Source organism: Camelimonas sp. FR25 (assembly GCF_059740505.1).
In genome coordinates, this window is sequence record NZ_JCAWFG010000067.1 from 1 (window position 1) to 16,925 (window position 16,925).

The 16,925-nt window shown below is 66.2% G+C and carries 16 protein-coding genes; 7 read left to right on the top strand and 9 right to left on the bottom strand.

Features of this window, described 5'->3' with window-relative positions; genetic code table 11:
- The 5 genes from AC6A67_RS07790 to AC6A67_RS07810 all read left to right on the top strand — a co-directional run.
- Nucleotides 1–960 (top strand): GNAT family N-acetyltransferase (locus AC6A67_RS07790; RefSeq protein WP_498035983.1); only part of this gene is annotated, 960 nt, incomplete at its 5' end.
- Nucleotides 961–1,243: 283 nt separating this feature from the next.
- Nucleotides 1,244–1,741, top strand: a complete 498-nt coding sequence (locus AC6A67_RS07795; RefSeq protein WP_498035984.1) for a hypothetical protein — start codon at nucleotides 1,244–1,246, stop codon at nucleotides 1,739–1,741.
- Nucleotides 1,742–1,905: 164 nt separating this feature from the next.
- The gene (locus tag AC6A67_RS07800; protein ID WP_498035985.1) at nucleotides 1,906–2,547 is read left to right on the top strand and encodes a L,D-transpeptidase; all 642 of its coding nucleotides are present in this window, start codon (nucleotides 1,906–1,908) and stop codon (nucleotides 2,545–2,547) included.
- Between the two features lie 102 nt (nucleotides 2,548–2,649).
- Nucleotides 2,650–3,690 carry an amino acid ABC transporter substrate-binding protein gene (locus tag AC6A67_RS07805; RefSeq protein ID WP_498035986.1) on the top strand — a complete coding sequence of 347 codons (1,041 nt, stop codon included), beginning with the start codon at nucleotides 2,650–2,652 and terminating at the stop codon, nucleotides 3,688–3,690.
- Between the two features lie 196 nt (nucleotides 3,691–3,886).
- Nucleotides 3,887–4,408 (top strand): DUF4188 domain-containing protein, encoded by a 522-nt coding sequence (locus AC6A67_RS07810; RefSeq protein ID WP_498035987.1) that lies wholly within the window; start codon nucleotides 3,887–3,889, stop codon nucleotides 4,406–4,408.
- A 275-nt stretch (nucleotides 4,409–4,683) separates the two neighbouring features.
- On the opposite strand, the gene AC6A67_RS07815 is transcribed toward AC6A67_RS07810, so the two are convergent.
- Both AC6A67_RS07815 and AC6A67_RS07820 read right to left on the bottom strand, forming a co-directional pair.
- Complete coding sequence (locus tag AC6A67_RS07815; RefSeq protein ID WP_498035988.1) at nucleotides 4,684–6,273, bottom strand: porin; 1,590 nt, start codon at nucleotides 6,271–6,273, stop codon at nucleotides 4,684–4,686.
- A 563-nt stretch (nucleotides 6,274–6,836) separates the two neighbouring features.
- The gene (locus tag AC6A67_RS07820; RefSeq protein WP_498035989.1) at nucleotides 6,837–7,463 is read right to left on the bottom strand and encodes a TetR/AcrR family transcriptional regulator; all 627 of its coding nucleotides are present in this window, start codon (nucleotides 7,461–7,463) and stop codon (nucleotides 6,837–6,839) included.
- Nucleotides 7,464–7,533: 70 nt separating this feature from the next.
- Here AC6A67_RS07820 and AC6A67_RS07825 point away from each other — a divergent pair, with 70 nt between their 5' ends.
- A complete protein-coding gene (locus AC6A67_RS07825; protein ID WP_498035990.1) occupies nucleotides 7,534–9,561 on the top strand; it encodes an oxidoreductase in 2,028 nt (675 codons plus the stop codon).
- A 273-nt stretch (nucleotides 9,562–9,834) separates the two neighbouring features.
- Nucleotides 9,835–11,070, top strand: coding sequence for a serine hydrolase domain-containing protein (locus tag AC6A67_RS07830; protein WP_498035991.1), 1,236 nt, complete (start codon nucleotides 9,835–9,837; stop codon nucleotides 11,068–11,070).
- A 209-nt stretch (nucleotides 11,071–11,279) separates the two neighbouring features.
- Here the strand turns inward: AC6A67_RS07830 and AC6A67_RS07835 are convergent, their stop codons facing one another.
- The 7 genes from AC6A67_RS07835 to AC6A67_RS07865 form a co-directional block, all read right to left on the bottom strand.
- Entirely contained in the window at nucleotides 11,280–11,660 is a 381-nt protein-coding gene (locus tag AC6A67_RS07835; RefSeq protein WP_498035992.1) for a hypothetical protein, read from the bottom strand.
- A gap of 262 nt (nucleotides 11,661–11,922) precedes the next feature.
- Nucleotides 11,923–13,290, bottom strand: coding sequence for a cytochrome P450 (locus AC6A67_RS07840; protein ID WP_498035993.1), 1,368 nt, complete (start codon nucleotides 13,288–13,290; stop codon nucleotides 11,923–11,925).
- Nucleotides 13,277–13,531, bottom strand: a complete 255-nt coding sequence (locus AC6A67_RS07845) for an acyl carrier protein (protein WP_498035994.1) — start codon at nucleotides 13,529–13,531, stop codon at nucleotides 13,277–13,279. The genes AC6A67_RS07840 and AC6A67_RS07845 overlap by 14 nt, the downstream gene beginning before the upstream one ends.
- Complete coding sequence (locus tag AC6A67_RS07850; RefSeq protein ID WP_498035995.1) at nucleotides 13,519–15,117, bottom strand: AMP-binding protein; 1,599 nt, start codon at nucleotides 15,115–15,117, stop codon at nucleotides 13,519–13,521. The genes AC6A67_RS07845 and AC6A67_RS07850 overlap by 13 nt, the downstream gene beginning before the upstream one ends.
- Nucleotides 15,114–15,752: a GNAT family N-acetyltransferase gene (locus AC6A67_RS07855; RefSeq protein WP_498035996.1), complete on the bottom strand. Its 639-nt coding sequence runs from the start codon at nucleotides 15,750–15,752 to the stop codon at nucleotides 15,114–15,116. Before AC6A67_RS07855 ends, AC6A67_RS07850 begins: the two co-directional genes overlap by 4 nt.
- Nucleotides 15,753–15,757: 5 nt before the next feature.
- Complete coding sequence (locus AC6A67_RS07860; protein ID WP_498035997.1) at nucleotides 15,758–16,528, bottom strand: SapC family protein; 771 nt, start codon at nucleotides 16,526–16,528, stop codon at nucleotides 15,758–15,760.
- Nucleotides 16,529–16,558: 30 nt separating this feature from the next.
- Nucleotides 16,559–16,885, bottom strand: coding sequence for an autotransporter outer membrane beta-barrel domain-containing protein (locus AC6A67_RS07865; protein ID WP_498035998.1), 327 nt, complete (start codon nucleotides 16,883–16,885; stop codon nucleotides 16,559–16,561).
- Nucleotides 16,886–16,925 lie beyond the last annotated feature (40 nt).

Here is a 16,925-nt window from a genome sequence, read left to right on the forward strand (position 1 = left end):
GAAGAACTTATCGAGGCTTATGGCGAAACCGATATGGACCGCGGGCAGGCTGGCCGCCATGCCATTGAATGGACCTTTCAGGGCAACCCGATGCCGTTTGCAGTAGCGCGGGAAGCCGGTGTGGTCATTGGCGTCAGCGGCTACATTCGCCGTAGCGTCCAGCTAAGTTCCGCTAAAGGCGTCGCGCTGCAGGCGGTCGATAGCTTTGTGTCAGAGCGGGCGCGCGGCAGGGGCGTGTTCTCTCGTCTGGCGCAGGCTTATCATGCCTATGCGATGGAAGCCGGCGCTGATCTGGTTTGGGGGGTTCCCAATAACAACGCTGCGCCAGCCTGGTTTGGTAGGCTGGGCTGGCATCGCCATGGTCAGACGCCTTTCATGATCAAACCGCTGCGCAGTGGCTATTTCATGCGCAAGCTGGGTTTCTCCAGCAATCTGCGGGTCACTTTGGCGCGCTGCGACGCTGGGGTTCCTCGCATAGAGCAGATTGGGGCATGGGGCGATGCGCTGTGGGACAGCGTCGCTCCGCAGGTCGGCGTCAGCATTATACGCGACAGGGCGTTTCTACAGCATCGTCTGTTTGAGGGGCCATCGGCGCCCGTGTATCGGGTGGTGGCAGATACTGACGACAGAAAACCGGCCATCGTGGTCACGCGCGAAGCCGAGAAGCATGGCGGCCGCATCGCCTATGTGATGGAGGCGCTGGGGGGGGCGACACTGGACGCCTTGCTGGTGTGCGAATTGGGGCGATTGGCGGATCGCGAGGTCGAACTGGCGCTTGCCTGGGCCTATCCATGGTCACCCAACTACAGATCGTTGAGGAAGGCTGGTTTCGTCCCTTTGCCCGAGCGTTTCAGGCCGATCAATATCTGGTTTGGGGGAAGGGCGGTAAGCGCCAACGCGGCGTGCGTCCAGGACGTCAGGAACTGGTACCTCAGCTACCTCGACAGTGACACTACGTGAGCAGGGCGCGCCTCGTCGGGAGGCCTTCAACTCACGCCGACGGGAGCTATGGACGCCACCTGTCAGTCTCCAGGCCGTCATAGGTTCGCCAGCATTGATTGCTGCGTCAGTTTAGCTATCTGGCCCGCATTAACTGGTCATTGACCGTTTCCACCTTGAATACCGGTGCATTTGCAATCATTCTGCGGGCAAATCATCGCGGCTGGTCGGCGGCGATCTTCAGGCTGGCGCGCGGGGCGACGGGGTCGACGCCGGCGCTGCGACCGGCGCAAAGGGGTGGAACATGACGTCACGAGGTGAGGCTGCCGCGCATGCGCGCGCGGCGATCTGGAGCCTGTCCGCAGCGGCGCTGACCGCTGTCGTGCTGGCCGGCTGCGCATTTGACGGCGGCTCCATGCGTGGCGGCCCGGCGCGGGCCCCGGCGCCTGCTGGCATCACCCGCGACGCCTTCGTCGGCAAATGGGGCATCGCCTCTTACCACGACGTCAAGGACCGCAAGCGCACTGAGACCCAGGCCAGGGACCAGTGCAAGCAGCCTTATGTCATCGCCCTCGGGCCTAATGATGGGGTGATGATGCATGTGGCTGACGATCCCAAGCTGTATGAGTTGCGGCTCAAGGCCGCCGCCGATGGCCGCAATTATATCGGCTTTGAATCGCCGGCGGGCGATCCGGGGGATCGCGAGATCATCTCGATCTCGCCAGATCTGATCGAGATGCGCTTCGTCGATCCCGACGCCCATCGCCGTTACGGCACCTTCATCTTCAGTCGTTGCCGCTGAGGCGCCGTCGCGCCCCGTGACTGCGCGCCTGAGGCGTGCCGGGGGCGGCGCCAGATGATTGCAGCGCCGGGTCAAGCATCAGCCCCCGCGGGCCGATCTGACCCGGCGCTTCCGGCGTCGCTGCGCGCGCCGCCGGCGTCCGCACCAAGTGGAGTGAAATGACCATGCGACGCGCCACTGCGCTGAGAGCGCTTCTCGCCAGCCTGCCCGCGCTGGCCCTGACAGGCCTTGTGCAGACCGCCATGGCGCAGCCGCTGCCGCCGCCGCGGCCACCGGCGGACTTCCGTGAGACCATGGATATTGGCGATGAGCCAGGCCGTGTCTCCACCGGGGAGGTGACGATCACGGATGGTCCATTTGCTCGCCAGATGGTGCTTTATCGCACCAGTGAGGCGCCAGGCACGGTGATCATCCATAGCGGCGAGCGCTTCCTTTATGTGGTGCAGGGTAATGGCCGCGCGCTGCGCTATGGCATTGGCGTCGGGCGTGAGGGCTTCCAGTGGTCCGGCCAGGTGCAGGTGACGCGCAAGGCCGAGTGGCCTGACTGGCGCCCGCCGCCGGACATGCTGAAGCGCCAGCCCTATCTGCCGCGCTTTATGGCCGGTGGTCCTGGCAACCCCATGGGGGCGCGCGCGCTTTACTTGGGCTCCACCGTGTTCCGTATCCACGGCACCAACCAGCCGGAGACCATCGGCCAGGCGATTTCGTCCGGCTGTTTCCGCCTGGCGAACGGCGACATCATCGATCTGTATTCACGGGTGCCCGTCGGCACCAAGGTCATCATCCGTCACAAGGCCACCCTGTAACGGCACAGGGCGCGCGGCGGCCATTCCGGAAGGCGTAAGCCTGAACCGGGATGCGGGGCGCCTGGCGCGAACATCGGCAACCGGATTGCGGGAGGGGGAACAATGGCACTGCGACAGGCCTGGTCGACCATCGGAAAATACGGCGCCGCCGCCATTGTGGCGCTCGGCGTCATTGCGCCTGCTGCTGCTGGCGCGGGCGTGCTCGACGACGTGCGCCAGCGCGGCGAGCTGCGTTGCGGCGTCTCTGATGGGGTCATCGGCTTTTCCGAAAAGACCGCCAATGGCGAATGGCAGGGCTTCGACGTGGATTTCTGCCGCGCTGTCGCCGCCGCGGTGCTGAATGACCCCAAAAAGGTCAGCTTCAAGCCACTGACGGCGCAGCAGCGTTTTGAGGCGTTGCGCAACAAGGAGATTGATCTCCTTGCCCGCAACTCGACCTGGACGCTGGAGCGCGAGGCGCTGCAGGGCGTGCTGTTCGCCGGCATCACCTATCATGACGGTCAGGGCTTTCTGGTGAAGCGCGACCTTGGGGTCGACAGCGCCCTGGGTCTCGACAAGGCGAAGATCTGTGTGGAGCAGGGCACCACCACCCAGCTCAATCTGGCGGATTTCTTCCGCGGCAATTCCATGACCTATGAGGAATTCGCCTTCCCAAGCGGTCCAGAGGCGTTCGCCGCGTTTCGCGATGGCAAGTGCAATGTGCTGACCCGCGACCAGTCGGCCCTCTACGGCGAGCGGCTGCGGCTGGAGAAGCCGGCTGACGCCGTGGTCCTGCCGGACGTGATTTCCAAGGAGCCGCTGGGCCCGGTGGTGCGCAATGACGACATCGCCTGGTACAATCTGGTGAAATGGGTGAATTTCGCCCTGGTCAACGCCGAGGAGCTGGGCATCGCCACCGCCGACATCGACAAGGCGCTGGAATCGAAGAAGCCGGAAGTGCGGCGCTTTACCGGCGCTGAAGGCGGTTATGGCAAGGCGCTGGGCCTTGATCCGGACTGGGCGGTTCGCGCGGTGAAGGCGACGGGCAATTACGCCGAGATCTATGACCGTAACCTCGGCGCCGCCACCAAACTGGCGGTGCCACGCGGGCTCAACCAGCTCTGGAATATGGGCGGCGTGCTCTACGCGCCGCCGATGCGCTGAAACCCAGGGGGAAGCGGTCGCCGCTTGCCCCTTTTTCGTTCAGGCGTGCGCAGTCGGGGGACGCGCGTGCTGCGGCCCCGAAGGGGGGAGCCATCCCAGGATGCGAGGATGCTGACGCATCCGCATCCTGAAATGCTCAGACGCAGCAAGGGCTTAGCCAGCACCCGATGAGTCACGCTCATCGGGTGCTGGCGCCATGCAACGTGATACGGTCGATCTCTCCGGCTATCCTGGTCTTGTCGTGATCTATCTCGGCATGCGGGTGAACGCCTGGATGGGCGTGCGGACGCTGCTAGGCTTTGGGCCGCGCATCTCCGGCGCCGCCCGCCAGCGGCCGGACGGGCTGCTGCACCACCAGACCTTTCTGTTTTCGCTGTTCCCGCCGCATGTCGGCATCCGCCAGTACTGGCGGGATTTCGACGCGCTCGAGGCGTGGTCGCGCAGCGCGCCGCACGCCGACTGGTGGCGCAGCTTCGTGCGCGATCCGGCTGGAACCGGCTTCTGGCACGAGGCCTATTTCATGCGCGGCGGCATGGAGGCGGTGTATATCGACATGCCGCGCAAGACCGGCTTCCGGGCGTTTGCGCCCGTGGTCGACGCCCGTGGCGCGATGTTTTCATCACGCGGTCGGGCGGCGGCGACCGGCGGCGAGACCGGCGCGGAAACCCGGGAGGCGCCAGTGACCGAGCAGGCGCTCTACGGTGACGGTAAGGCCTGAGGCGCCAGGTGGTCGGCCTCCTGGCCGGCGGCGATAACAAGGTCGCGCCCACGACCTGCAAGGCTCAGACGCCGCTCAGACTCGCGCTCCTCCCGATGGGTCATGCGCATCGCCGCCTGGTGTGCCGGGGCTGACGCGACGCATGCCGCAGCGTTGTCCACCATCCACCAATCCCTGTACGCAAACGCAAAAATCCCGGCCAGTGGCCGGGATTTCGCACGCCAGCATCTGGTCCCCTGGCATGGCGACGCCATGCCAGAAGCCCAGGCTCCTGATCAGAAGGTGCGGTCGATGCGCAGGCGCGTCAGCCAGTTGTCGTCGAAGGTCGTGGTCTTGCCGGTCAGGTTGCCGTACTTGTTGTTGTCAAGCACGCGGCCCTTGCGGATGTCGATGCGCTCGTAGAGCACCTCAACGCCGATATCCAGATCCTTGACCGGCGACCAGACGAGGTTACCCGAACCGATGAACTGGCTGTAGTCGCGGAAGGCGACGTTGTACATGCCAGCGGCGGTGTTCAGGTTGCCCATCGGACCATTGACGCGGGCACCCGACGGGAACTTCAGCTGGCCATAAGAAGCCGAGAAGCCCGAACGCAGCTGAGGGGTCCAGTAGTGCAGCAGGGCTGCCGACACCGACCAGGTTTCGGTCTGCTTGATGTCGCCGGTGGTCGGATCGACATAGCCGTCGACCTTGTAGACGCCGAAGCGCGAACCGCCAGCGATGCCAGCAGCGAAGGTGCTGTCACGACCGACAGCGCCGTCCATGCCGGTGTAGGACATGGCGCCCTTGGCGTAGGCGGCCTGCAGCCACAGGGCGTCGCCCGGAGCAAGGAACGGCAGGTTGAACTTCACGCCGCCCTGGACAGCGTAGCCCCACTTGGCGTCAGGACGCTGGGCGAAGCCACCGTTGACCGAGCCGCCGGAGACGAAATTGCCGACCGACATCTGGTGTGCGGCGACCGACAGCTGGGCCGAGCCCCAGCTCTGGTCAACGCGCAGATTGGCGACGAAGTCCGGAACGTTCAGGCGCTGCGAGATGTCGACATAGGCGAAGCCGACCTTGTTGCCAGCGGCGTCATAGGTGAACACCGGCGCCGAGAACTGGCAGCCGACCACGGTGCCGTTGTTGCACAGGGCCGAATTGGCCACGCCGCCGTTGAGGCCGACGCCAGGAGCGGTGATCACGCCGTCAGCATTGGCGCCGCCGAAGAAGATCGGGTTGCGGCGGAAGGTCGGGTCTTCCATAGCCACCGTGGCGCTGAAGCCGTTGCCGAACTTCTGGGTGTAGGCCAGCAGGTTGGTCGAGCCGACGTTCGAGTTGATGTCGATGCCCGACAGGCCGATGTCAGCAGCGTAGAAGTCGTAGAACGAGGCGGCGCGGCCAGCGGTCAGGCCAGCGAACTGGATGAACGCCTTGTCAACTTCGACGTACTTGTAAGCGCGGTTGTAGGTGTCGACGCCGGTGGCGTTGAAGGCGGCCGGGCCGTTGTTGCGCAGGGTGCCCGAGGCGCCGTGCTGCTGGCCGGTGCGGCTGGCGATGTCGAAGCGCACGAAGGTGCGGATCGTGCCCCACTCGCTGGCGGTGCGGGCGTCAGCCTGGATGCGGCCCGACACGATGTAGTTCGACTTGTCGTGGCCCGACAGGCTACGGTACTGGGCGAACTCGTAGCCGAACGACACGCGGCCGCCGATGCGGATGCAGGTGTCGGTGCCCGGGATGTAGAAGAAGCCGACGCCATGGGTGGCGCAAACCTTCACATACTCAACCGGAGCCGACTTGGTGGCCGGGAGATCGGCGGCGCTGGCGGCGGAGACGGCCAGCAGGCCGGCTGCCGAACCAAGCAGCAGGGACTTGGCGAACTTCATACTGGAAACCTCTGGATTCTTAATTTTGGGGACACCGGTCGCCTGATTCAGGTGCGAGGCCCGAAGCGGCGTCCTTGTCTGTCCGCTGTTACGTAGAGTTCGACTGGTCAAGCCTGACCAATGTCGTTCACACTATCGTCACCTGCGGCGGAGGCAACCGTACAGCACACCCAGAGGGGGAGTCGCGCCGACACTTTGGAAGGTGTGTAGCGTAAATAGCACGAATGTGACTGTTTTGTGTGCATCTGCGTGGACAGGCGTCAGCTGTTATCCACTTACGTAAAGATGTTGTCGTAATGTGCTGAGGTGACCTTACGGCATGCCGGAGCCACTGGCGGGCGCGATTCCCGGCTTGCGGGCGGCGCGGCGGTGGCGCAAGGTCTGACGCAACTTGAAGCGTGTGCGCCTGATGGCGCCATCGCCCGCGTCAGTGGGGCAGCGCTCGCCGGGCGGCGCGATGATCATCGTGCGGTGGGCCGCGACAGGGTGGCGTGGTGGAACGCTACGTCAACTGAATCCATGTCATGCCGCGAAGGCGCCGGCGCATCCGCGACCTGACAGGCTCAGCCGCTGCTTCCGGCGCCGGTCCGGGCGGCGGTGGGGCGGGCGCCGCGGGTGATCAGCCGCGCCGCCTCGTGCCGCATCTGCTCGAACATGTCGTCGGCAATTTTGCCGGCCATACGCAACACGATCAGCCCATGCAGCGCCGCCCAATAGGTGTTGGCGATGGCGTCGGCGTCGCCGGCTAACAGTCCTTGCGCCACCATCTCGCGGACATAGCCGGTGAGCAGCGCGCGCGACCGCGTCATCGCCCGCTGCAATGGTTCGCTGGCCCCGCTCTCATCCTGTCCGAAGGCGAAGATCAGCTGATAGGCGGCGGGTTCCCGAAAGGCGAAAGCGGTATAAGCGTCGCCGATGGCGCGCGACCGCTCCCACGGGCCGTCGGCGGCCTGCGAGGCGGCTTCGATACAGTCGGAGAAGCGGTCGTAGGCGGCGGCGCGCGTGGCGTCGAGCAGGTCGGCCTTGCACGGGTAGTAGCGATACAGCGAGGCGGCGGTCCAGCCCATGTCGGCCGCCACCGCACGCATGGAGACGCCGGCCGGGCCGCTGCGCGCAATGTGCCGCTCCACCACCTTGCGGATGCGCTCGCGCACCGCGTTGACCTGTTTTTCCGTCAGAAGCGCAGCCATGGCGCTTGTCATACTAAACAGTGTTCGGTATGGCAAATGCTGAACACTGTTTAGAATGATTGGAAACGCCGTGGCAGCCAGATACCCCCACATCTTCTCGCCGCTCAAAATCGGCCACACCACCATCAAGAACCGCATCCTGATGGGATCGATGCACACCGGGCTTGAGGATGTGCCCAATGCCGGCGAGCGCCTGGCGGCCTATTTCGTCGAGCGCGCGAAGGGTGGCGTCGGCATCATCATCACCGGCGGCATTGGCCCTCACGCCACCGCTGGCGTCGGCGCCAAGCTCGTCAATGCCGAAGAGGTCGCCATGCACCGGCAGGTGACCGACGCGGTGCACGCCGCGGCCCCCGACTGCAAGATCGTCATGCAGATCCTGCACAGCGGCCCGCTGGCCGGCACCCCGGCCTGCGTGGCGCCGTCGCCGGTCAAGTCGCGCATTGGCCGCTTCGCGCCGAATGCGCTCGACGCTGCGGGCATCGAAGAGCAGATCAACGCCTTCGCCACCTGCGCCAGCCTGGCCAAACAAGCCGGCTATGACGGCGTCGAGATCATCGGCTCAGCCGGCTATCTGATCTCGACGTTCCTCGTTCAGAAAACTAATCAGCGCACCGACGAATGGGGCGGTTCGTGGGAAAACCGCATGCGCTTCCCGCTGGAGATCGTGCGCCGCACCCGCGCCGCCGTCGGCGAGGACTTTGTCCTCGTCTTCCGCATCTCCGCCATGGACATGCTGCAGGAAGGCCTGGCGTGGGAGGAAGTGGTGTCGTTGGCCAAGGCGCTCGAGGCTGAGGGCGTCGACGTCATCTCCACCCATTTCTGCTGGCATGAGAGCCTTGTGCCGACCATCGCCACCATGGTGCCGCGCGCCGCTTTCACCCAGGTTACGGGACGGCTGCGCAAGGAGCTGTCGATCCCGCTGATCACCTCGAACCGCATTAACATGCCGGCGGTGGCCGAGGAGGTGCTGGCGCGCGGCGACGCCGACATCGTCTCGATGGCGCGGCCGATGCTGGCTGACCCGGAGCTGGTCAACAAGGCCGCCGAGGGGCGCGAGGACGAGATCAACACCTGCATCGGCTGCAACCAGGCCTGCCTCGATCACACCTTCACCGGCCAGCTCACCACCTGCCTTGTCAATCCGCGCGCCTGCCGCGAGACCGAGCTGATCGTCGCTCCGGCTCCGGCCCGTCGCCATATCGCGGTGGTCGGCGCTGGCCCGGCGGGCCTCGCCTATGCCGTCACCGCCGCCGAGCGCGGCCATCAGGTGACGCTGTTCGACGCCGCCAGCGAAATCGGCGGCCAGTTCAATTACGCCAAGCGCATCCCGGGCAAGGAAGAGTTCTACGAAACCTTGCGTTACTACCGCCGGATGATCGACGTGCTAGGCATTGAGCTGCGGCTCAACACCCGGGTCGACGTCGATCTGCTGCGCCAGGGCGGCTTCAACCATGTGGTGGTGGCCACCGGCATCAACCCGCGCACGCCGGCCATCCCCGGCATCGATCACGCCAGGGTGGTCAGCTACATCGACGTCATCACCGGCAAGGCCGAGGTCGGCCAGACCGTGGCGATCATCGGCGCTGGCGGCATTGGCTTCGATGTGGCCGAGCTGATCACCCACAAGGGCAAGAGCAGCGCGCTCGATGTTGACCTGTTCGCAAAGGAATGGGGCATCGATTTCAAGAACCATCCGCGCGGCGGCGTCACCGGCGTCGAGCCGGTGGTGGCCAGCAGCGGTCGCGAGGTCACCCTGCTGCAGCGCAAGGAAAGCCCGGTTGGCGCCACGCTTGGCCGCACCACCGGCTGGACGTATCGCATCGTGCTGCAGCGCCGCGGCGTCAAGATGGTGCGCGGCGTTGAATATCTGCGCATCGATGACGACGGCCTGCATGTCCTGATCGGTGGCCAGCCGGAGCTTCTGGCGGTGGACACGGTCATCGTCTGCGCCGGTCAGGACCCGCTGCGCGACCTGCATGACCAGCTGGAGGCGGCGGGCATGTCGTCGGAGCTGGTCGGCGGCGCCTTCGAGGCCATGGAGCTCGACGCCAAGCGCGCCATCAAGCAGGCGACGGAGCTGGCGGCCGCAGCCTGACGCGCTGGCCCCCACGCGCCCTTCTTTGTCGTGAACCAGCGCGAGCGCGCCCTTCCCGCAGGTGGGAGGGCGCGTTCGCCGTTTTATGCGCGGCCACGAACAGGTTGACCCCCAACAACAAGGCTCAGGCGCCGCCCGGGTTGTGGCCCCAGTCCCCAAAACGGGCTTGGCAAGCGGCGTGTCCACTGACAGCCTGTAGCCAGACAGGCAGTCGCCACAACGAAAGAGCGCGCCACAGCGCCCGCCAAACGGCGCGTCACGGAGGGGGAAACCATGCAGATCGCGACCAGAACCACCAGCCAGGGGGAGATATCAGGCTTTTGCGATCCGGCCTTCGCCGGTGTGCTAGAGGCCTTCGCCGACAATTTCGATGCGCGCGGTGAGGTCGGCGCCAGCGTCGCCATCAGTGTGGGCGGCAAGCCGGTGGTGGATCTGTGGGGGGGACGCAAGGCGCCCGATGGTCCGGCCTGGGAGCGCGACACCCTGTCGGTGGTGTTCTCCTGCACCAAGGGCGCCTCGGCCCTGTGCGCCCATATGGCGGCGGATCGCGGCCAGCTCGACCTCGACGCCTATGTGACGCGCTACTGGCCGGCCTGGGGCCAGGCTGGCAAGGAGGAGACGCTGGTCTCCATGATGCTGGACCATTCGGCTGGCGTGCCGGCGGTGCGCACGGAGCTCAAGCCCGGCGCCTATTACGATTACGACCATATGGTCGCATTGCTGGAGGCGCAGGCGCCGTTCTGGCGGCCGGGCGAGCGCAACGGCTATCACGCCGTCACCAGCGCCTGGACGGTGGGCGAGATGGTGCGCCGCGCGACCGGCCAGCGGCTGGGTCAGTTTTTCCAGCAGGAGGTGGCGGGCCCGCTCGGCCTCGATTTCTGGATCGGCTTGCCCGAGGAACAGGAGGCGCGCATCGCGCCGGTGTTGCCGTTTATCCCCGACGACGCCTCGCGCGGCAGCCGCATCGTGCTTGCGGCCATGGCCGACAGGGAAGGGCCGTCGGCGCTGTTCCTGTTTAACAATGGCCAGTTCAATCCCAACGCCCGCGAGGCGCGGGCGGCTGAGATCGGCTCGGCCACCGGCGTCACCAACGCCCGGGGGCTCGCCGGGCTTTATGCGCCGCTGGCCAATGGCGGCGGCCTGGGCGGCGTGCAGCTGGTGGGGGCCGATGCGCTGGCGCGCATGGCGCGGGTCTCGGTGGCGACCCATTGCGACGCGACGCTGGCCATTCCTACCCGCTTCTCGCTGGGCTTCATGAAATCCATGGACAATCGCCGCCTCGACAATGCGGCTGATTGCTCGGTCATCCTGTCAGACGCCGCCTTCGGCCATGTCGGCGCCGGCGGCTCGATCGGTTTCGCCGACCCGGCCACCGGCATGAGCTTCGGCTACACCATGAACCGCATGGGCCCTGGCATCTTGCTCAACGACCGCGGCCAATCCCTCGTCGACGCCGCCTATCGCGCGCTGGGCTATCGCTCGAACGCCAGCGGCTGCTGGCAGGCATGAGTAGCGGGGGCAGGGATGGCCGCGCGGCCTGGCTGGCGCGGCAAGCGGGCTGAACTGTCAGCAGCAGCCGTGAATGTCTGGCGGGCGCCGCCTGGAACTCTGCCTCAATACCAGGATGCGAAGATGCTGACGCATCCGCATCCTGACATGCTCAGGCGCCGCACTGACTTAGCCAGAACGCGATGAGTCATGCTCACCGGGGCCTGGTATCAGCCCGCTGCAGCCAGCAGATCGGATGCGATCGCTTGCGCCAGCCGGGCGTCCGCCGTGGCGAGCAGGTTGGGGCCGACGGTGTTCGGCGACAGGAAAGCCAGCCGCCCCGAGCCGCCGTGCAGGAACACCGAGATCAGGCCATGCCTGACTTCCACGGCGAAATGGCTTGCCACGCCCGAGGCGCCGACCACCTGGATGGTCAGGCAGGGAGGTCTGAACGCCATGGCCTGCTCATCGGCAAAATTGTCGGAGGTTGACGCGGCGCATTCCGCAACGGCGGCGTCGTGGACCGCGGCGCGCAGCTGCTCCAGCCACGCCACCGCTGCGCCAAACGCCTGATGCCGGGCCGCGACGCGCGCCGATGACTGTTCCGCCAACCGGACATCCCGTTCGCGGTCAGCAAGCAGCCGCGCGCGACTGAATAGACCTGGAATCAACGCCAGCCCCCTCTCAAACGCTGGGCTTATGACGCAATGATGACAGCTAACGTGCGCTGGCGCACATGGCGCCGCGGGTGAGCGCGAGGATGCCGCCGATACATCGGCGACGTGGCCCTGACTTGCGAAAGCGCCTGTTGGTCGCCACAGCGACCGATGCGGTTTACGGCGATCTCCTCACGCTGAATATCGCCTGCTGCGGTCAGAGGAGCTCAAACCGGACGGGATGGCCGCCTGCGCGCAGCATCTGGCCTTTCCAGCGGAAAACCGGCGGCGCCTCGGAGGTGAGGGTGAAGCGGGCGCGGCGCAGGAAGGTCGCCAGGATGGCGACGATTTCGAGCATGGCGAACTGCTTGCCGCCGCACACCCTGGGGCCGAGCGAAAACGAGGTCTGACCGCCATAGGCTAGGCGGTCAAAGCGGTCATCGAGGTTGATCGACCAGGGCTCGGGCCGCAATGTGCGGGCGTGATTGACGCCAATGAACGACACCAGAACGTTCTGGCCTGGCTTGATGGCGTGCGGCCCGATGACGTCGTCGCCCAGGGCGATGCGCGCGATCAGGGGCGTCACCGGATAAAGACGCAACGCTTCGCCGACGAATCTGAACAGGCGCTGGCGCTGACTGAGGCGGGCCCAACTGACGGCCTCGCCGGGCGAGATGTCCGCGTCACTGTGCTCCGTGTCATGGTGAAACGGGCAGGCGCCGCTGCCATCGTCGGCCGTCAGCCCGTCCGTGGCCCCGGTGGCGCCTGCCGCCGGATCGTCGCCGTTCCAGAAGGCCAGCGCCTCCGTGCGGAGCTCTTCCTGTAAGGCGGGGTGGCGGGCCAGCAGATAACACATCCAGCCGAGCGTCGCGGCGGAGGTCTCAGACCCTGCGGCGAGGAAGGTGATCATCTCATATTCCAGCACCACCCCCGAGGCCTTGTCCGCGTCGGCGGCGCGCAGCCGCTCGATGAGCGGCTGACCGTCCAGGGCCGCGCTGCGGAAGAACCGCAACATCTCCAGTACCCGCTTGCGGCTGATCAGTAATTGCGGCAGCCGTTCGCGAAATTGCCGGCTCGTCTCTCCCTCCGGAACGAAAGAATATTCGGAGGCGAAGGTCATGGCGTCAGCCAGCGCCGCCATGTCGACGCCGCTGTCGGCGAGGGAATGATCAAAGAAGCTGCGCAGCAGAATGTCAGCGGTCAGATCACGCAGGGCGTCGTCATCAATCGTCTCCACCCCGGCGGCGCTGCGGGCGGCCATGGCGTCAATGGTCGCGTTGGCGCAGGTGGTGGCGATGGCGAAGGCAGCCTCGCGGTCGAAGCGGTTGTAGGCGGGCTGCGTCAGCTGCCGGCGCAACTCCCAGGCGTCGCCGTTTTCCGAAAACCGCGAGGCCCCGAGCGTGCGGCGGAACCACACCATGTTCTTGTCGTAGTTGCGCGCGTTGAGCCGCAACACATGGTCGGCGTCGGCGGGCGACTGGATGATCAGAACATCGACGCCGCTGAGATTGACGAAGACGCTCTCGCCATTGTGCGTGCGCGCCAGGTCGTAAAGCATGGCGCAGACATGCTCACTGTCCTGCATCCTCCGCCTCCAGCATGCGCCCGAGATCGCGCAAGGTCTCGACCTCCATCAGCTTGAGCGGATCAACTTCGCGGCCGGTCTCCTGCTCGATCGACAGCACGATCAGCTCGAAGGTCAGGCTGTCGAGATTGCCGACCGAGCTGAAACGCGCGTCGAGATCGACGTGCTCGCGGGGCAGGAACAGCGCGCTGGCGACAATATCCTTCAGAAGCTCGATGGTCTTTGGGCTTACATCGCGCATGGGCCATACGCTCCATTCAGGTAGTTGGCGCGCGCCAGCGCCCGCGCAATCTTGCCGGATGAGGTCACCGGCAGCGTTCGTGGCGGCGTCAACGTCACCAGGGGCGAAACCCCCAACCCGGAGAATACCGCCGCCCGCACCGTTTCGGCCAGCTGCTCGCGGGCGTCGCCCTGTAGCCGTGTTTCAATCAGCACGATGACATCCTCGTCCTCGCCATTGCTGACGCCAAAGGCCGCCACCTCGCCAGGGCGGGCGCCCGCCGCCTGCTCGGCCAGGAGTTCAATGTCCCGCGGCCACAGATTGCGCCCGCGCTGGATGATCAGTTCACGCGCCCGCCCGGTAATGATCAGCCCCATAGGGGTCATCGCGCCCATATCGCCGGTGTCGAGAAAGCCCTCGCTGTCCTGCAACGCGGTTTCGCCGCCTCCGGCGGTCACTACCGCCTGGGCGACGCTCGGCCCCTTCACCAGAATGCGACCTGTTACGCCAGTGGCGGCGTCCCCACCTTCCGCATCGACAATGCGCAGCGTGTGGCCAGGCAGCGGCGCGCCGCAGCTGACGTGGCCGCTGTCAGTGGTGACAGGGCCCAGACGCCGGTCGGCGAAGCTGACGGCGAGCACGCTCTCCGCGAGGCCATAGCTGGGCAGAAAAGCCTTGCGGTTGAAACCGGCCGCCATGGTCGCTGCGGCGAAGGCGTCGAGAATGTCAGCACGCACGGTGTCGCCGCCGACGCCGGCGATGCGCAGCTGCGACAGGTCCAGCTCACTGGCGCGATCCCGCGCCCGGTCAGCCGCCAGCCGCCAGGCGAAGGGCGGCGCATAGGTTACGGTGGCGGCGTTGCGGCTCATCAGCGCCAGCCACAGCTCGGGCCGGCGCGCGAAGCTGGCTGGCGCCAGATAGTCGACGCTGCACGGCACGAACAGGGGGGCGATGGAAAATCCGACCATGCCCATGTCATGGTACAGCGGCAGCCACGAGCAGGCGCGGTCGCCGGGGCCCAGGCCGAGGCCGTGGCGGACAATGGCGCTGGCATTGGCGCAAACCGCTCGCTGGGTGTTGAGGATACCCTTTGGATCGGCGGTCGAGCCGGAGGAAAACTGCACATAAGCGATGTCGTCAGGCCCCAGCGGCGTAAGCGCCCCCGTGGCCGGCGTCGTCGCAAGATCACCCCACGCCAGGGTGCGGACGGCGTCCCCGGCGATACCAAGCTGTTTCAGCCCTGGCGACATCACCACCGCAGCCGCGCCGGCCGTGGCGGCGAGCGCGGCGATGCGCGCCGCATAGGCGGCCCGCCCGCCCGGGAAGACGCTGTAGGGCAGGGGGCAAGGAACCACCCCGGCGAACTGGCAGGCGTAGAACCAGCGCAGGAAGTCCGGCGAGGTCTCGGCGATCAGTCCGATGCGATCACCAGGGCGGATGCCTGCGCCCGGCATGCGGCGCGCCAGGTCTTTGGCCTCGTCGGCTAGGGTCTGATAGCTCAGGCTGTCGGTCAGGGCGCCGGTGGCGCTGTAGAACGCCAGGCCCTCAGAGGTGGTCGCCGCGCAGGTCAGGGCGTCTGCGAGGGTGGCGCAGGCCGGGGCGATCATGTGCCGGCGCCGCCCAACACGCCTTCGCGGAACGCCGAGAACACCATGATGTCGACGCGCGATCCATCCGGCGCCCGGCATTCGCGGCGCAACAGTGCTTCCATGATGAAGCGGGGGTTATCCTTGAAGTTGAACAGCATGCGGAAATTGCGCGAGACGATGCGGGCTGAAATCTTGTCGATGCCGCGCCGCTCAAAGAAATCATCGAGCAGGACGTCAATTGTCGCCCACAAGACGCCCTTGCCGCGAAACGCATGCACGCCAATCCCGGTGGTGATGCCGCCGGTGCGGTGGGTGAGATCGATGTCCAGTGTGTAAAACCCGACCAGCCTGCCGCTCGCCGTCTCGAAGATGCCGACCAGATAGTTTCGGCGATTGTCGAAGCCGTCGATGAACCGGCGCAGGCTGTCACGGCTGAAGGCCAGATCGCCCAGGTTCAGCCCGCGCAGCATGGCGCCGTCGTTGAACCAGTCCACCACCTCCTGCGTGGCGTCGGCGCTGACCAGGCTCCGGAGCGTGAACGGACCAGATGTCAGCGATACAGGGCCGCTGACGCTTACCTCTGCCGGTGGCGCAGAAGGGTGCCTAACTCCGGGCGTTGCGCCCAGATTGACGACGACGGGACGGCTCGCCATGGCGGTCAGGCCGCAGGCGCTGCGGCGGCCTGGCGCAGCCGCCCGACGAGCCGGTCGCCAAGGTCGGCCCAGTTCTGTTGCGAGGTGATCTGGCTTGAGGCGGCGTCGAGCCAGCCAGAGCGGAACCAGCGCGTCACCGTGGCGTCCGGAAGCTCCCGGAAACGCTGCGGATCAATGCTGTGGAACCCTTCAACCGTCCGCACGGCGCCGCCTGGCAAATGCACCTGGCGGCTGGCTGGCGTCAGCAGGCCGGCGTCATACAGATCCTTTACAAAGGCTCTGGTGCGCGCCTCCTCTTCGACGCCCTGCTGGCAGAAGGCGGCGATCTCGCGCGTCAGCGCCGCAGGTTCGCCAGCATCGTCAAACAGGCGCTGCCGGTTGGGGTCGCTGTCGCTGAAGCGGTCGCAGGCCATGTCGACGGAGAGAACGGCGGCGTCGAGGCCGATCGCCGGCGCGCCATCCGGCCCGGTCAGCAGGAACGGGTAGCGCCGCAGCCAGGCCGGCGTATAAATCCCGGCCGCCCAGGCGCCGTTACTGGCGACAAACAGATTTTCATTGGCCCGCAGGCCGGTGACCACCAGCGGCGCCACGAAGCCGGACAGGCTGAAGACGATGGGAAAGTGTCGGGCGGCGGCAAAAAATTCGCTGACGCCCAGCGGTATGGTGGTGGCCTGGCTGGCGAAGTCGAGGCGCGCCGTCCCGCTGACGCCGAGGTTGCGGTGCTGGTCGCCGCACAGCGCGACGACCTGCCTGTAGAGTGGCGGATTGCTGTTCATACGGCTAGCGCGTCTCTCGCCAGTTATGGCTCACCAGGAAATCCGGATGCCTGCGCGCCCACCGAAGCGCTGCTGGCCCAGTCCGTCAATGGTTTTCTCATAGTCCGCTGACGCAAAGGCGCTGACATTCTGGGTGATGGTTCCCGAGATGCCGAGCGACAGCTGCGCCCAGGTTCCGCTGAGGCCCGGCGACAGATACACGCCGGTTGGGTAGCCAATGCTGCGGAACTCGACGCCCGCGCCGTCGCCAAACTGCCGCCAGAGATTGGCGCGCGCCCAGAACTCGGTCTTGCGGCCCGCCATGTCGCTGAAGCTGCGTGACAGCCTGACGCCGACCCGCGCCAGCCCCGAGTTCACCTCTGAGTGTCTGATCAGAAATTAAGTTGAGTGGTATCAG

Bases quoted from the DNA above. Each gene is read 5' to 3' on its own strand.
- AC6A67_RS07795 (WP_498035984.1), top strand. From the start codon at position 1,244: ATGACGTCACGAGGTGAGGCTGCCGCGCATGCGCGCGCGGCGATCTGG.
- AC6A67_RS07800 (WP_498035985.1), top strand. From the start codon at position 1,906: ATGCGACGCGCCACTGCGCTGAGAGCGCTTCTCGCCAGCCTGCCCGCG.
- AC6A67_RS07805 (WP_498035986.1), top strand. From the start codon at position 2,650: ATGGCACTGCGACAGGCCTGGTCGACCATCGGAAAATACGGCGCCGCC.
- AC6A67_RS07810 (WP_498035987.1), top strand. From the start codon at position 3,887: ATGCAACGTGATACGGTCGATCTCTCCGGCTATCCTGGTCTTGTCGTG.
- AC6A67_RS07815 (WP_498035988.1), bottom strand. From the start codon at position 6,273: ATGAAGTTCGCCAAGTCCCTGCTGCTTGGTTCGGCAGCCGGCCTGCTG.
- AC6A67_RS07820 (WP_498035989.1), bottom strand. From the start codon at position 7,463: ATGGCTGCGCTTCTGACGGAAAAACAGGTCAACGCGGTGCGCGAGCGC.
- AC6A67_RS07830 (WP_498035991.1), top strand. From the start codon at position 9,835: ATGCAGATCGCGACCAGAACCACCAGCCAGGGGGAGATATCAGGCTTT.
- AC6A67_RS07840 (WP_498035993.1), bottom strand. From the start codon at position 13,290: ATGCAGGACAGTGAGCATGTCTGCGCCATGCTTTACGACCTGGCGCGC.
- AC6A67_RS07845 (WP_498035994.1), bottom strand. From the start codon at position 13,531: ATGCGCGATGTAAGCCCAAAGACCATCGAGCTTCTGAAGGATATTGTC.
- AC6A67_RS07850 (WP_498035995.1), bottom strand. From the start codon at position 15,117: ATGATCGCCCCGGCCTGCGCCACCCTCGCAGACGCCCTGACCTGCGCG.
- AC6A67_RS07855 (WP_498035996.1), bottom strand. From the start codon at position 15,752: ATGGCGAGCCGTCCCGTCGTCGTCAATCTGGGCGCAACGCCCGGAGTT.
- AC6A67_RS07860 (WP_498035997.1), bottom strand. From the start codon at position 16,528: ATGAACAGCAATCCGCCACTCTACAGGCAGGTCGTCGCGCTGTGCGGC.